The sequence below is a fragment of the Enterobacter cloacae complex sp. 418I7 genome, from assembly GCF_050030705.1.
Lineage (GTDB): Bacteria > Pseudomonadota > Gammaproteobacteria > Enterobacterales > Enterobacteriaceae > Enterobacter > Enterobacter intestinihominis.
Genome location: NZ_JBLGUU010000001.1, coordinates 3,078,479 through 3,091,444 on the forward strand (window position 1 = coordinate 3,078,479; position 12,966 = coordinate 3,091,444).

At 56.2% G+C, this 12,966-nt stretch carries 12 protein-coding genes and 1 tRNA gene; 6 read left to right on the plus strand and 7 right to left on the minus strand.

All coding sequences use genetic code 11. The features are described 5' to 3' along the window. The first annotated feature begins 20 nt into the window (after nt 1-20). The gene (gene rplY / locus ACQG0S_RS14865; protein ID WP_022648733.1) at nt 21-305 is read left to right on the plus strand and encodes a 50S ribosomal protein L25; all 285 of its coding nucleotides are present in this window, start codon (nt 21-23) and stop codon (nt 303-305) included. 51 nt (nt 306-356) lie between these two features. Here rplY and yejK read toward each other — a convergent pair whose 3' ends face one another. Next, entirely contained in the window at nt 357-1,364 is a 1,008-nt protein-coding gene (yejK, locus tag ACQG0S_RS14870) for a nucleoid-associated protein YejK (protein WP_017693031.1), read from the minus strand. 134 nt (nt 1,365-1,498) lie between these two features. Between yejK and ACQG0S_RS14875 the strand changes: the two genes are divergently transcribed. From ACQG0S_RS14875 to ACQG0S_RS14885, 3 genes are all read left to right on the plus strand, one after another. Further along, a complete protein-coding gene (locus tag ACQG0S_RS14875) occupies nt 1,499-1,726 on the plus strand; it encodes a YejL family protein (protein ID WP_001135586.1) in 228 nt (75 codons plus the stop codon). A 19-nt stretch (nt 1,727-1,745) separates the two neighbouring features. Then, complete coding sequence (yejM, locus tag ACQG0S_RS14880; protein ID WP_022648735.1) at nt 1,746-3,506, plus strand: LPS biosynthesis-modulating metalloenzyme YejM; 1,761 nt, start codon at nt 1,746-1,748, stop codon at nt 3,504-3,506. Between the two features lie 73 nt (nt 3,507-3,579). Next, nucleotides 3,580-3,656: transfer RNA gene (locus tag ACQG0S_RS14885), tRNA-Pro, on the plus strand. A 66-nt stretch (nt 3,657-3,722) separates the two neighbouring features. On the opposite strand, the gene ACQG0S_RS14890 is transcribed toward ACQG0S_RS14885, so the two are convergent. Beyond that, entirely contained in the window at nt 3,723-3,983 is a 261-nt protein-coding gene (locus tag ACQG0S_RS14890) for a DUF2534 family protein (RefSeq protein WP_006811332.1), read from the minus strand. 208 nt (nt 3,984-4,191) lie between these two features. On the opposite strand from ACQG0S_RS14890, the gene eco reads away from it, so the two are divergent. Then, on the plus strand, nt 4,192-4,695 hold the full coding sequence (gene eco / locus ACQG0S_RS14895; protein ID WP_032623891.1) for a serine protease inhibitor ecotin: 504 nt from the start codon (nt 4,192-4,194) through the stop codon (nt 4,693-4,695). 134 nt (nt 4,696-4,829) lie between these two features. Here the strand turns inward: eco and mqo are convergent, their stop codons facing one another. Then, nucleotides 4,830-6,479 carry a malate dehydrogenase (quinone) gene (gene mqo / locus ACQG0S_RS14900; protein WP_032623890.1) on the minus strand — a complete coding sequence of 550 codons (1,650 nt, stop codon included), beginning with the start codon at nt 6,477-6,479 and terminating at the stop codon, nt 4,830-4,832. A gap of 187 nt (nt 6,480-6,666) precedes the next feature. Here mqo and ACQG0S_RS14905 point away from each other — a divergent pair, with 187 nt between their 5' ends. Continuing rightward, nucleotides 6,667-7,962: a SulP family inorganic anion transporter gene (locus ACQG0S_RS14905; RefSeq protein WP_032624810.1), complete on the plus strand. Its 1,296-nt coding sequence runs from the start codon at nt 6,667-6,669 to the stop codon at nt 7,960-7,962. Here the strand turns inward: ACQG0S_RS14905 and mgtE are convergent. From mgtE to ada, 4 genes are all read right to left on the minus strand, one after another. Further along, the gene (gene mgtE, locus ACQG0S_RS14910; RefSeq protein WP_006811337.1) at nt 7,925-9,361 is read right to left on the minus strand and encodes a magnesium transporter; all 1,437 of its coding nucleotides are present in this window, start codon (nt 9,359-9,361) and stop codon (nt 7,925-7,927) included. The two genes, ACQG0S_RS14905 and mgtE, sit on opposite strands and share 38 nt — an antisense overlap. 140 nt (nt 9,362-9,501) lie before the next feature. Next, complete coding sequence (locus ACQG0S_RS14915) at nt 9,502-11,145, minus strand: multidrug ABC transporter permease/ATP-binding protein (RefSeq protein ID WP_046619099.1); 1,644 nt, start codon at nt 11,143-11,145, stop codon at nt 9,502-9,504. A 76-nt stretch (nt 11,146-11,221) separates the two neighbouring features. Continuing rightward, nucleotides 11,222-11,872, minus strand: coding sequence for a DNA oxidative demethylase AlkB (alkB, locus tag ACQG0S_RS14920; protein WP_023300603.1), 651 nt, complete (start codon nt 11,870-11,872; stop codon nt 11,222-11,224). Further along, nucleotides 11,872-12,930: a bifunctional DNA-binding transcriptional regulator/O6-methylguanine-DNA methyltransferase Ada gene (ada, locus tag ACQG0S_RS14925; RefSeq protein WP_063137695.1), complete on the minus strand. Its 1,059-nt coding sequence runs from the start codon at nt 12,928-12,930 to the stop codon at nt 11,872-11,874. The genes alkB and ada overlap by 1 nt, the downstream gene beginning before the upstream one ends. Nucleotides 12,931-12,966 lie beyond the last annotated feature (36 nt).

The window sequence follows — 12,966 nt, forward strand, 5'->3', positions numbered from 1 at the left end:
TTAAATACAGAGAGAAATCAATGTTCACTATCGAAGCAGAAGTACGTAACGTGCAGGGTAAGGGTGCGAGCCGCCGCCTGCGTAACGCTAACAAGTTCCCGGCTATCGTTTACGGTGGCGAAGCTGCTCCAGTTGCAATCGAACTGGATCACGACAAAGTGTGGAACATGCAGAACAAAGCTGAATTCTACAGCGAAGTTCTGACCATCGTTGTTGGCGGTAAAGAAGAAAAAGTAAAAGTTCAGGCTGTTCAGCGTCACCCGTTCAAGCCAAAACTGTCTCACATCGACTTCGTTCGCGCGTAATCGCAAACCTGTCGAGAAAAACCCCGCTTCTGCGGGGTTTTTTTATGGCCGCTACTTACCGCCTGAGGTGCGACGCTGGAGCTGATCGCGCAGATTCGGCGGCGTGCCTTTAATGGTCAGCGTGTCGGTCGCCGGATCCCAGAAGATACGTTCCCCGAGCAGCATGGCATCAAAGTTAATGGTTAACCCACCGCCGCTACCGGCAAATTTCGTCAGCTGACGCAGCGTACTGCGATCCGCCGGGAAGCTCTCTTCCAGCTCATAGCCTTTTTCCGCGGTAAATTCCTGGAAGCTGACTTCGCTGACGCCCGCCAGCTCTTTGGACAGCGACTCCAGCTCAATCTCTTCCCCGGCCTGTAACTGCTCGTTACAGTAGCTGTAAACCTGCTGACGCACGGTCTGACGCTCAGATTTATCCAGCTGCGCCTCAGCGGTAAAGTCATCCACCGCCTGGAGCAGACCTTTGTTCTGCGCTTTGGCGTTCAGCCCTTCACTGGCACCGAGGAAGTCCATAAAGAAATCGGCCACTTTGCGGCCCACGCGGCCTTTAAGGAAGGTCAGGTAGCGCGTCGATTCCGGATTGGTTTCCCATTCGGTTAAATCAATACGCGCCACAATATCCGCATGGTTGATATCCAGATAGTGCGTTGAGCTGATATCCAACTGCTCGTTCACACGCATGCTGCTTAAATTATTCAGCACGGTGACCAGCAGATACTCTACCGCCAGATAGCGGTAGTGGCAGAACAGGACGATACCGCCATCGGCGAAGGGATATTTCGCCAGTTCGTCACGAAGACGGCCGGTTGCAGCGCGGCTGAATGCCAGGAAATCCTCTTCGCCCTGACGTTGCAGGCGCAGGCTATCCGCCAGCTCGCTCTCTTCGCTGAACAAGCCATAGGCTTTATTTTTCGCGCTGTAGACGCGATGCAACTCCGCCATCATCTCGACAACGGTAGGCGTTGGTTCCAGTAACGAATCGCGTAGCACCACTTCAAGGGTTTGCTCATCACGCTTGATAAGCTGGTGCAAGGCAATCTGGTTGATTTCCAGACTCATGATAAACTCTCCTTTTAGACCGGGCGGTATTCAACCACCACCAACGCATGTGTGCAACAGAAGATAAAAAAGGGGAAAAAAAGCTGTTGCTACGGTAATATGTCGCCCTTCTCTCAACAAACTGATTTTGATTTATGCCACAACATTCCCGCTACAGTGACGAACACGTTGAACAACTGCTCAGTGAGCTGGTCAACGTACTGGAAAAACATAAAACGCCAACCGATCTCTCCCTGATGGTTTTGGGAAATATGGTTACCAACCTGATCAATACCAGCGTTGCTCCGGCTCAGCGTCAGGCGATCGCCAAATCTTTCGCCCAGGCTTTGCAGTCATCCGTTAGCGACGACCAGGCACACTAAGGGAAACGAACAACAGTTTATGGTGACGAATCGTCAGCGCTACCGTGAAAAAGTCTCCCAGATGGTCAGCTGGGGGCACTGGTTTGCCCTGTTCAACATTCTGTTGGCGATGGTGCTCGGCTGCCGTTATCTGTTTGTGGCAGACTGGCCAACCACGTTAACCGGGCGTATCTACTCGTGGATGAGCCTTGTTGGTCACTTTAGCTTTCTGGTCTTCGCCACCTATCTGCTGATCCTGTTCCCACTGACGTTTATCGTCATGTCGCAGCGGCTGATGCGCTTCCTGTCCGCCATTCTTGCGACGGCGGGCATGACGCTGTTGCTTATCGACAGCGAAGTCTTTACCCGGTTCCACCTGCACCTGAATCCTGTCGTCTGGGAGCTGGTGATTAACCCGGATCAGAACGAGACCGCCCGCGACTGGCAGCTGATGTTTATCAGCGTGCCGATTATCCTGCTGATCGAAATGTTGTTCGCGACGTGGAGCTGGCAAAAGCTCCGCAGCCTGACCCGACGCCGACATTATGCGAAGCCCGTCGCGGCGCTCTTTTTCGCCTCATTTATCGGTTCGCACCTGATGTATATCTGGGCAGATGCGAACTTCTACCGCCCTATTACCATGCAGCGCGCGAATCTGCCGCTCTCCTATCCGATGACGGCACGTCGTTTCCTTGAAAAACACGGTCTGCTGGACGCGCAGGAGTATCAGCGTCGTCTGGTCGAACAGGGTAATCCGGAAGCGGTCAGCGTGCAGTATCCCCTGAGCGATCTGAAATATCGCGACATGGGGCGCGGTCAGAACGTGCTGCTGATTACCGTCGATGGCCTGAACTATTCTCGCTATGAGAAGCAGATGCCTGCCCTGGCTGAATTCGCTGAGAACAACATCGTATTCACTCAGCATATGAGTTCCGGTAATTCGACCGACGCGGGTATTTTCGGTCTGTTCTACGGCATTTCACCGAGCTATATGGACGGCGTGCTGTCGGCCCGTATTCCGGCTGCATTGATTACCGGGCTTAATCAGCAGGGCTACCAGCTGGGGCTGTTCGCCTCTGATGGTTTCAACAGCTCGCTGTACCGCCAGGCGCTGCTGTCTGATTTCTCACTGCCAGCCGCGCAGAGCCAGTCTGACGATCGGACTGCTGACCAGTGGATAGACTGGCTGAAGCGCTATGCACAGGAAGATAACCGCTGGTTCTCCTGGGTTGCGTTTAACGGCACAAATCTTGATGACAGCAATCAGAAAGGCTTCGCGCGCCGCTATAGCCGTGCGGCGGGTGATGTCGATGCGCAGATCGCTCGCGTGCTGACCGCCCTGCGCGACGCGGGCAAGCTGGACAATACGGTCGTCATTATCACGGCGGGGCATGGCGTGCCGCTCGGCGACGAAGCGAAGGGCATGGACTGGTCGCGCCCGAACCTGCATGTCCCGCTGGTGATCCACTGGCCGGGCACTCCCGCGCAACGCATCAATATGCTGACCGACCATAAAGACGTCATGACCACGTTAATGCAGCGGCTGCTGCACGTTAGCACGCCGGCAATTGAATACTCGCAGGGACAAGACCTCTTTAGCGCCACGCGGCGTCATAACTGGGTCACGGCTGCTGGCGAAAACACGCTGGTGGTGACCACGCCGACGCTGTCCCTTGTGCTGAACAGCAACGGCAATTACCAGACGTACAGCCTCGAAGGTGAGAAGCTGAAAGACCAGAAACCGCAGCTCAGCTTGCTGTTGCAGGTGCTGACAGACGAGAAGCGCTTTATCGCTAACTGATTATTTATGAATCAGTTAGCGTTGCTTCCCCCTTGCAATCAAAAAGGAATCGAGTAGTATTCCTTTTATGCGTCGGCACGTAGCGCAGCCTGGTAGCGCACCGTCATGGGGTGTCGGGGGTCGGAGGTTCAAATCCTCTCGTGCCGACCAAAACTACACAAAAAAACCAGCCGCTTATGGCTGGTTTTTTATTGCCTGTCTTCGCATGCACAATGCTTAGTGCTTCTCACGCCCACCGAGAAAGAAAATCCCCAGCGGAATCGCCAGCAGAACGGTGAACACCAGACTGTAAACAAAGATCATCGCTGATTGCAGGACAAACATGCTGGTTGTCCACGCAGAGAGCGGGATGTTGTACTGCTCGATCACGCCGACAATGGTTGCTCGCCCCACGCATGCAGCAGCAATCATAAACACAACCAGTAACGCCAGCAGGAACTTGCGGCCTTCAGGTGTCTTCAGTTTTTCCCGTACCATCTCTTCTCCCTTTACAGATGAATAACAATAATTAACGCGTAAAATAACACGATCTCTGCACCGACTCCACCACAGCATTAAACACCAATAAAAGAGCATAAAAGCAGTTCTTTACTCCGTTTAAAATGAAAATGTGAGTAAATTACGCCAACCATTCACATACATTATGTTAGTCTTTCCGGGATCGTTTTAACAAAAAGGAATGACAGTGAAAAACGCACCTAAATTTGCCATCGCCCTTATCGCCGCTGCGTGCGCGAGCACCAGCGCTTTCGCCAGCGAAACCCCAAAAGAGCAGCCGCTGGAAAAAGTTGCCCCGTATCCGCAAGCGGACAAAGGGATGAAGCGCCAGGTTATTCAGCTCCCGGCTCAGCAGAATGAAGGGAATTTCAAAGTCGAGCTGTTAATCGGCCAAACGCTGGAAGTGGACTGCAACCAGCATCGTCTGGGCGGCCAACTGGAAAGCAAAACGCTGGAAGGCTGGGGTTATGACTACTATGTCTTCGACAAAGTAACCTCGCCAGTCTCCACCATGATGGCGTGCCCGGACGGCAAGAAAGAGAAGAAATTTATCACCGCCTATCTGGGTGATAACAGTCTGCTGCGCTATAACAGCAAGCTGCCGATTGTCGTATATACGCCGGAAAACGTGGATGTGAAATATCGCGTATGGAAGGCGGATGAGACGGTAGGGCAAGCGGAAGTACGTTAAAAATAAGTCGGGTGGCGCTCACGCTTACCCGACCTGGAAAGGGTGCGTTCTGGTGCCCTCACCCCAACCCTCTCCCGGTGGGAGAGGGAGAAAACACGAAAAACGGTAACGGATGTTATCGTTTTGCGTTTAGCTTACAGCGCGATATCCGCCACCGGCTTGCTTTCCGCCTGCGGCTTCAGCTCTGCCTTCGGCGCAGCATCCGCAGCCTGCGGTTTGACGTATTGCAGTTGCAGAACGCGGCTGGTGTATTCCAGCTCTTGTTCCGTGGCGTCAACGTTACCGTTCAGCTTCGTACCGTAGGATGGAATAATGGTTTTCAGCTTCGCCTGCCATTCCGGGCTGGATACTTTGTCCTTAAACACTTTTTCCATCAGGTGTAGCATGATTGGCGCAGCGGTAGACGCCCCCGGGGATGCTCCCAGCAGCGCGGCAATAGTGCCATCCTTATCGCTTACTACTTCGGTACCCAGACGCAGCACACCGCCCTCTTTCGGATCGCGTTTGATGATCTGCACGCGCTGACCCGCCTGCCACAGACGCCAGTCTTCTTTCTTCGCCTGCGGATAGTACTCTTTCAGCGCCTCGAAGCGTTCTTCATCAGAGAGCATCACCTGGCTAATAAGGTATTTCACCAGATCGAAGTTATCCAGTCCCACGTCCATCATTGGCTTGACGTTTGACGTCGTGGTCGCGCTCAGCAGATCCCACAGGGAACCGTTTTTCAGGAACTTGGTAGAGAATGTAGCGAACGGCCCGAACAGCACTACGCGCTTACCGTCCAGCATACGGGTGTCGATATGGGGAACGGACATCGGTGGCGCACCAACAGAAGCCTGACCGTACACTTTAGCCAGATGACGGTTAACCACTTCAGGGTTTTCCGACACCAGGAACTGGCCGCCAACCGGGAAGCCGGCGTAGTCGTCCGCTTCCGGAATACCGGACTCCTGCAACAGTTTCAGCGCCGCGCCGCCAGCACCGATAAACACGAACTTCGCCTTAATCACATGCTCGGCTTCGTTGTTTTTCAGATCGGCAACGGTCACGCTCCAGCTGTTATCCGCGTTGCGCTTGAAACCACGCACTTCGGAGCTGAGTTGCAGGTTAAAGTTCTCTTTTTTCTTCAGAGAGGCCACCAGCTGACGGGTGATTTCACCGTAGTTAACGTCAGTACCAATTTCAGTGCGGGTCGCCGCCACTTTCTGGTTCGGATCGCGGCCTTCCATAACCAGCGGCGCCCACTCTTTGATTTGAGCGTGATCTTCAGAGTATTTCATCCCGCGGAACAGCGTGCTCTGTTGCAGGGCTGCGTAGCGCGCGCGCAGGAAGTTGACGTTTTGATCGCCCCACACAAAGCTCATGTGCGGAACGGTGTTGATGAAGGAGTGCGGATTGTGCAACACACCGCTGTTCACCTGGTGAGACCAGAACTGACGTGAGATCTGGAACGCTTCGTTGATCTCTACCGCCTTCTCGATACTAATGGAACCGTCCTTTTTCTGCGGCGTATAGTTCAGTTCCATAAGTGCCGAGTGCCCCGTCCCGGCGTTATTCCAGCCGTTAGAGCTTTCCTGCGCCACGCCATCAAGGCGCTCGACCATGGTCATGGACCAGTTCGGCTCTAATTCCTGAAGATATGTGCCCAGCGTGGCGCTCATGATGCCGCCACCAATTAAAAGGACATCCGTTTCCTGCTCTTTTGGTGCGTCAGCCTTCGCCGCCAGCGAGACGGCGTTCAGCCCCACGGCCAGAGAAAAGAGCACGGCAGTCATTTTTTTCATCATTTATGCCTTAGTTGAATAGTGCTTGATGCGTAGAAATTACAGGTGAAACACGCTGCGGTGGCACGGTAGCAACTTTTAAATATTGTTTAAAGGTTACGAAATTATTGTAATTGTGAAATTTAATGATGGATTGTTTGTAGGGTTTTGGCATACAGGCTGGCACCCGACGATTTTCCTGGCTATGATGCTGCACTTTGTGATCGCGCGCACGGAAGCCTGCCCCTACCAGCGAATTGTTATGTCATTACCTCACTCGTCTGTACCCCAAGAAGGCCATGTCGCCACCGTTTTACGTTCGCCTCAACGTCTGATGCGCGAAACCCTGGCCGGCGTGATTACCGCGCTGGCGCTGATCCCGGAAGTGATTTCGTTTTCCGTGGTCGCGGGCGTGGATCCGAAAGTGAGCCTTATCGCCTCCGTGGTGCTCTGTTTCGCCCTTTCCCTGCTCGGCGGGCGTCCGGCCATGGTGACGGCGGCGGCCGGTTCCGTCGCGCTGGTGATTGGCCCGATGGTCCATCAACACGGCGTACAGTACATTCTGCCCGCGGTGGTGATGGCTGGCGTGATTCAGATCCTGTTCGGCGCGCTGGGAATGGCGCGGCTGATGCGCTTTATTCCCCAGTCGGTGATGACCGGGTTTGTTAACGCCCTTGGCATTTTGATTTTCTTTGCCCAGGTGCCCCATTTCTGGAGCCGAAGCCCGCTGATAGTGGGCCTGTTCGTGCTGACGCTGCTGATTGTGCTGTGGGTGCCACGCTATATTAAAAGCGTACCCTCCCCGCTGATTGCCATTGTGCTGCTGACTTTGTTCACCGTCACCAGCGGGCAAATCCTGCCAACGGTAGGGGATGAAGGCTCCATGAGCGGCGGTTTGCCGGGCTTTACGCAACTGCTGGTGCCGCTCAATCTGGAAACCCTGAGCATTATCTGGCCGTGCGCGCTAAGTATCGCTTTTGTTGGCCTGCTGGAATCGCTACTGACGGCTAAGCTGGTGGATGAACTGACCGTTACCCCTTCAAGCAAGCGCCGCGAGAGCATCGGTCTGGGCGTGGGGAATATTATGGCCGGGTTCTACGGCGGCATTGCGGGCTGCGCGATGATTGGGCAGACCATCGTTAACGTGGAGATGGGGAAAGGCAGAAGCCGTATCTCCACCCTTGCGGCGGGTATCGTACTGCTTGTGCTGGTTACGGCGCTCAGCGAGGTGATGGCCAAAATCCCGATGGCGGTACTGGCGGGTATTATGGCCATTGTGGCCGTCAAGACCTTTAGCTGGCATAGCGTTCAGCCCGGAACGCTGAAAAACGCGCCGGTGGCTGAAACCGTCGTGATGCTGGTGACGGTTGTGGCAACGGTTTACACCGGCAACCTGGCGATTGGCGTGCTGGGCGGGATTGTGATGATGTTCATCCTCCCTGCCCGACTTAAGCAAAAAGCACTGGCTACAGAAGAAAAATCGTCGCCAGTCCAAGAAAAATAAAGAAACCGCCGGTATCGGTAATGGCGGTGATCATCACGCTCGACCCCACCGCGGGGTCGCGCCCCAGCCGGGTCATGGTCAACGGGATAATCACGCCCATCATCGCCGCCACCAGCAGGTTCAGCACCATCGCCAGCATCATGACCCCGCCCAGCGCCATATCATCGTACAGCCACCAGGTAATGCCGCCCATGATGCCGCCCCAGACCAGGCCGTTAATCAGCGCGACGCCCATCTCCCTGAAAATCAGCCACGAAAAATTACCCGGCTGAATGTTTTCCAGCGCCAGGGCGCGAACGATCATGGTGATAGTCTGGTTGCCGGTGTTCCCGCCGATCCCCGCCACAATCGGCATCAACGACGCCAGGGCCACCAGCTGGGAAATGGTATGTTCGAAGCCGTCAATAACGCGGGACGCCACGAACGCGGTGCATAAATTGATGGCGAGCCACGCCCAGCGGGTTTTGACGGCCTTGCCGACGGAGGCATGAACATCGTCTTCGGCACTGATACCGCCAAGGGCACGCAGGTCGTTATCGGTCTCTTCATAGACCACGTCAACGATCTCATCAATGGTCAGACGCCCCATCAGCTTGCCCACCGAATCCACCACCGCCGCGCTCACCAGGTCATCACGTTCGAAGGTACGCGCGGCTTTTTCGGCATCGTCTTCCGGCGAGAAGACCATCGGCTCGGTTTCCATGACCTCACTTACCCGCTGCTGGGTGCTGTTCAGCAGGATCGTTTTCAGCTCCAGCTCCCCGAGCAGGGTTTTATCCCGCGAGGTGACGAACAGTTTATCGGTGTTGTCCGGCATACTGCCCAGGCGACGAAGATAGCGCTGCACCGTACCCAGGGTGACGTCCGGACGCACGGTGATGACGCCAAACTCCATGATCGCGCCGACGCTGTTTTTCTCGTAGTGCATCACCTGACGCACGCGCGCCCGCTCCTCGGCAGGCAGGGAAGCCAGCAGGCGTCCGGTCAGGTTGCGCGGAAGATGCTGAACGAGGTAAATCTGCTCATCGATATCCAGCGTTTGCAGGGCGTCAAGAATGTCCCGATCGCTCATCTCATCGATAAGGTCATCCCAGACGTTTTCCGAGGCTTCAAGCAGCACCTGACCGCGCTCATGATCCTGCACCAGCCGCCACAGGGCGTGGCGCTCCTCGGAAGGCAATGCCTCCAGGGTGTCCGCCAGATCCGGAGGTGGTAAATGTGCAACCAGCGCACCTACCTCAGCAATATCGTCGGCCAGCGTGCCGACATCATATTGCTCAGCCAGGGTTAGCTTACCCAATAACGTTGACGTGACCGCTTTATCGGTCGTCAGGAGCCAGATGAGCCGCGCACGCTCCTGGTCACGCTGCCTGGCGCTGTTTTTCTTTAATACCGACATCAATCATAAATCCATTAAATGAGTTGGCGTTAAGCATAGCGCGGGGATATGTAAATAAGAATAAACGGCGGGTCGGGATGGAGAAAAAAACGGCATATATGAAAAATGAGTGTGCCGGGGGCCACCCGGCACAATTGCAATCAGGCCGTGCGCGCCACCGCGTCCCGTGACGCCGCATCGCGCTCATCGCCGGTCAGCTCGCTCAGTTTGCCGTCGCGCATCTCCAGCAGACGGTCGGCGTGAATGAAGTAGTGATCGTCATGGCTGATGGCAAAAATGGTTTTCCCCATCGCCTGCATCAGCGGCAGCAGGACCTGATAAAACTCGCGACGGAAGTGCGGGTCCTGATCGGCGGCCCATTCATCCAGCAGGATGATGTCGCGCTCTTCGGCCAGCGCCAGCAGCAGCGCCACGCGCTTCTTCTGCCCTTTCGACAGCTTGAGATTCAGGATTTTGCCATCCTGTAGCTCCAGCTTGTGTGACATTTGCAGATGCGCAAGCCACTTCTCCACCAGCGCCGGATCCGCCTGCTGCCCTTCCGGGCCCAGCAGCCGGTCGAACAGCCAGACGTCGGTAAATACCGCCGAAAAGAGCTTGCGGTAGTCCTCCGGTTTCTCCGCGCTCAGCGCTTTGCCATCAAGCAAAATTTCGCCTGACTGCGGCTGGTAGAGGCCCGTCAGCAGCATCGCCAGCGTGGATTTGCCGCTGCCGTTGCCGCCGATCAGGAACAGCAGTTCGCCGCGGTGAATGGTCAGATTTATCGGCCCCACGGAGAAGGCGTTATCCTGATAGCGGAAGGTCACGTTACGCAGCTCAAGCGTTTGCCAGTTCGGGAAGGCCTGCGGGCGCGGGAACTCAGACTTAAACGGCGCAAGGTCGAACTTCTTCAGCTTGTTGAAGGCCACCTGTGCGCTCAGCAGCGTCGGTAGTGCGCCAACGGCCGACAGCAGCGGCGTGCGTAAAAACAGCAGCGTCAGGGAGTACGTTGCCGCCACGTTGGTATCCGCCCACCCCAGGCTGTTCGCCATCCAGAACACCAGGCCAATGGCACCCAGCATCATGATGTTGGACCAGTTCACGGCGCTCAGGTGGAACGTATCGGCGCGAATAATGTGATGACGATATTCGTGCGCATCCGGGATATAGAGATGGTTGAAGATATGTTCGGCGCGCTCGCGGTTCAGCGTCAGCTCTTTGCGCCCTTCCAGCACTGTCTGATAATCGTTATAGAGCTTGTCTTCCGTTTCGCGCAGCACCGCCATGTGCTTATAGACGCGTGATACCAGCAGGAACCCGCCCCAGATGGTAATAACAATCCACAGCGCCGTTACCGCCAGCATTTTGCTGGAGAGCCAGGCGAGATAGGCTGCCGAGCCAAAGGTCAGGATGATCCCCTGCACCAGCTCCGGCAGGCGCACAAAGGCGATGGTAATGGCGCGCACATCGCTGGTCAGCCCCGCCAGCAGAGAAGCACTTCCCAGCTGTTCGATGCGTTCCACTTGAGTATCAAGGATCCGTTTGATGAACTCGCTGCGCAGACGGAAAACGAAGTGGTGGCCGAGCGCGGTCAGCGCCAGCTGTGACCCGAGCGTGACTGCCATCAGCAGCAGCAGTAAACCCAGAAATTCCGGCAGGACGGAGAGTGACGTGTCGACCATTTCGATCAAACGCACGTTAATGAAGGCAATCAGGCCGATCCCCAGCGCCGCGCTGGCAAGGCTTAGCGCCATCACTGCGATAAAAGGCCAGCGATACTGCCGCCAGACAAGAAGAAGTAGTTGCATGCAGAGCAATCCGGACAAGAAAAATCAGCCAGCAGTGTAAACTGCCTTTCACACACATCAAGAATAATTCTTATTTTTATTCTCTGTACGCTGCCTGGCGGAACGTGAGGTTGTAGCGAAACGCCCCCGCCACCGGGTGATCGCCATTTTTAAGCGGCTGAATACCGTGATAAAAAAGCCGTGATTCACCGCCCCAGACCACCACATCGCCATGCTCCAGCATCAGCCGTTTGAGCGGGTCGTTGCGCCGCAGGCCGCCAAACTGAAAGACAGCGGGCAGTCCAAGGGATACCGACACAATCGGCGCGCGCAGGTCAGGCTCGTCCTTATCCTGATGCAGGGAGAGCTTTGCCCCGACGGCATAGCGGTTGATCAGACAGGCATCGGGACGAAAATCAGGATAGCCGGCCGCGACGGCGGCATCGTGACACAGCGCCTGAAACGCCTCCGGCATCGGCGGCCACGGCCTATCCGTCAGCGGGTCGTTCGCGGCATATACATAGCCCCGCTCATTCGTCGCCCATCCCAGTTCGCCGCAGTTGGTCATCGCCACGGACATGGTATACCCGCCCGGCGTGACCATATGGCGAAACGGCGAACGGGCGGTGACGGTATCAATACCGTCGAACAGCGCCGCCGCGCGGGAAAGCGCAAAACGTCTCAGGATCGTCGCCCCCGGCGCGAGCGGCTCCTGCCAGGGTTCAGCATCAGCAAAAAGATCGAGCATTATCCCTCCGGGTTGTTCGCCTCACGTTTCAACAATAGCACCTTACGCGTTGCGCCCCAGCGATAACCCGACAGCGCACCGTCGTTACGCACCACGCGGTGACAGGGGATAACTATCGCCAGTTTGTTGGCTCCGCAGGCTCCTGCCACGGCACGTACGGCATTGGGTTTACCAATGGCCTTCGCCACCTGCTGATAGCTCGCCGTTTCACCGCAGGGGATAGCCCGCAGCGCCTGCCAGACCTGCTGCTGGAAAGCGGTACCCCGGATATCCAGCGGTAACGTCAACGGCGTCGCGCGGCTGTCGACAGAGGCAATCACCTGACGAACACGCCCGGCAAATGCGCCTTCCATCGGTTCACGGACGGCAAGCGGAAACAGTGAGAGCAGCTCAGCCGTCAGCCCGGCGTCGTCATCACCCAGCAGTATTGCGCAGATCCCGCGCTCGCTTTCCGCCACCAGACAGTGGCCCAGCGAGCAGTCGCTGATGGCATAGCGGACCGCAGCCTCTCCGTTACGGTACTGTTTCGCCGTCATGCCCAGCGCGCCGTTGGCTTTACGGTAGTAGCTGCTGCCGTCCGGGAAGCCAGCGGCCAGTACGGCGTCGGTGATTTTACCGCCCTGTGCAAGCAGGCTACGCAGGCGTTGTTCACGCGCAGCCTGCTGCCATGCTTTCGGCGTCATGCCGGTAACGGATTTAAACAAGCGGTGGAAATGGAACGGACTCATGCCAACCTGCTGCGCCAGTGCCTCCAGGTTCAGCGCAGCATCCTGCTCAAGCAGTCGGCAGGCCAGCGCAACGTTGGCCTTTTTCTGCGCCATAGGGTCGACCTGGTCCGGCCTACAGCGCTTACAGGGGCGGAAACCCGCCTGCGCGGCCTGGTGAGCATCAGGATAAAAGCAGACATTTTTACGCAGCGCGTGGCGGGCACGGCAGGACGGACGACAATAAATGCCGGTCGTCTGCACGGCCAAGACAAACTGGTTATCCGCACGCGGATCGCGGGCCAGAACAGCCTGCCAGCGATCCTCATCGGTAAGATAGGTTGTGTTTTTCATCATCGGCTCCTCTTACAAGCATACGCTCAGCTTGCC

What these genes read in the sequence shown, in the direction of transcription:
- rplY (WP_022648733.1), top strand. Translation starts at nt 21, where the DNA reads ATGTTCACTATCGAAGCAGAAGTACGTAACGTGCAGGGTAAGGGTGCG.
- yejK (WP_017693031.1), bottom strand. Translation starts at nt 1,364, where the DNA reads ATGAGTCTGGAAATCAACCAGATTGCCTTGCACCAGCTTATCAAGCGT.
- ACQG0S_RS14875 (WP_001135586.1), top strand. Translation starts at nt 1,499, where the DNA reads ATGCCACAACATTCCCGCTACAGTGACGAACACGTTGAACAACTGCTC.
- yejM (WP_022648735.1), top strand. Translation starts at nt 1,746, where the DNA reads ATGGTGACGAATCGTCAGCGCTACCGTGAAAAAGTCTCCCAGATGGTC.
- ACQG0S_RS14890 (WP_006811332.1), bottom strand. Translation starts at nt 3,983, where the DNA reads ATGGTACGGGAAAAACTGAAGACACCTGAAGGCCGCAAGTTCCTGCTG.
- mqo (WP_032623890.1), bottom strand. Translation starts at nt 6,479, where the DNA reads ATGAAAAAAATGACTGCCGTGCTCTTTTCTCTGGCCGTGGGGCTGAAC.
- ACQG0S_RS14905 (WP_032624810.1), top strand. Translation starts at nt 6,667, where the DNA reads ATGCTGCACTTTGTGATCGCGCGCACGGAAGCCTGCCCCTACCAGCGA.
- mgtE (WP_006811337.1), bottom strand. Translation starts at nt 9,361, where the DNA reads ATGTCGGTATTAAAGAAAAACAGCGCCAGGCAGCGTGACCAGGAGCGT.
- ACQG0S_RS14915 (WP_046619099.1), bottom strand. Translation starts at nt 11,145, where the DNA reads ATGCAACTACTTCTTCTTGTCTGGCGGCAGTATCGCTGGCCTTTTATC.
- alkB (WP_023300603.1), bottom strand. Translation starts at nt 11,872, where the DNA reads ATGCTCGATCTTTTTGCTGATGCTGAACCCTGGCAGGAGCCGCTCGCG.
- ada (WP_063137695.1), bottom strand. Translation starts at nt 12,930, where the DNA reads ATGAAAAACACAACCTATCTTACCGATGAGGATCGCTGGCAGGCTGTT.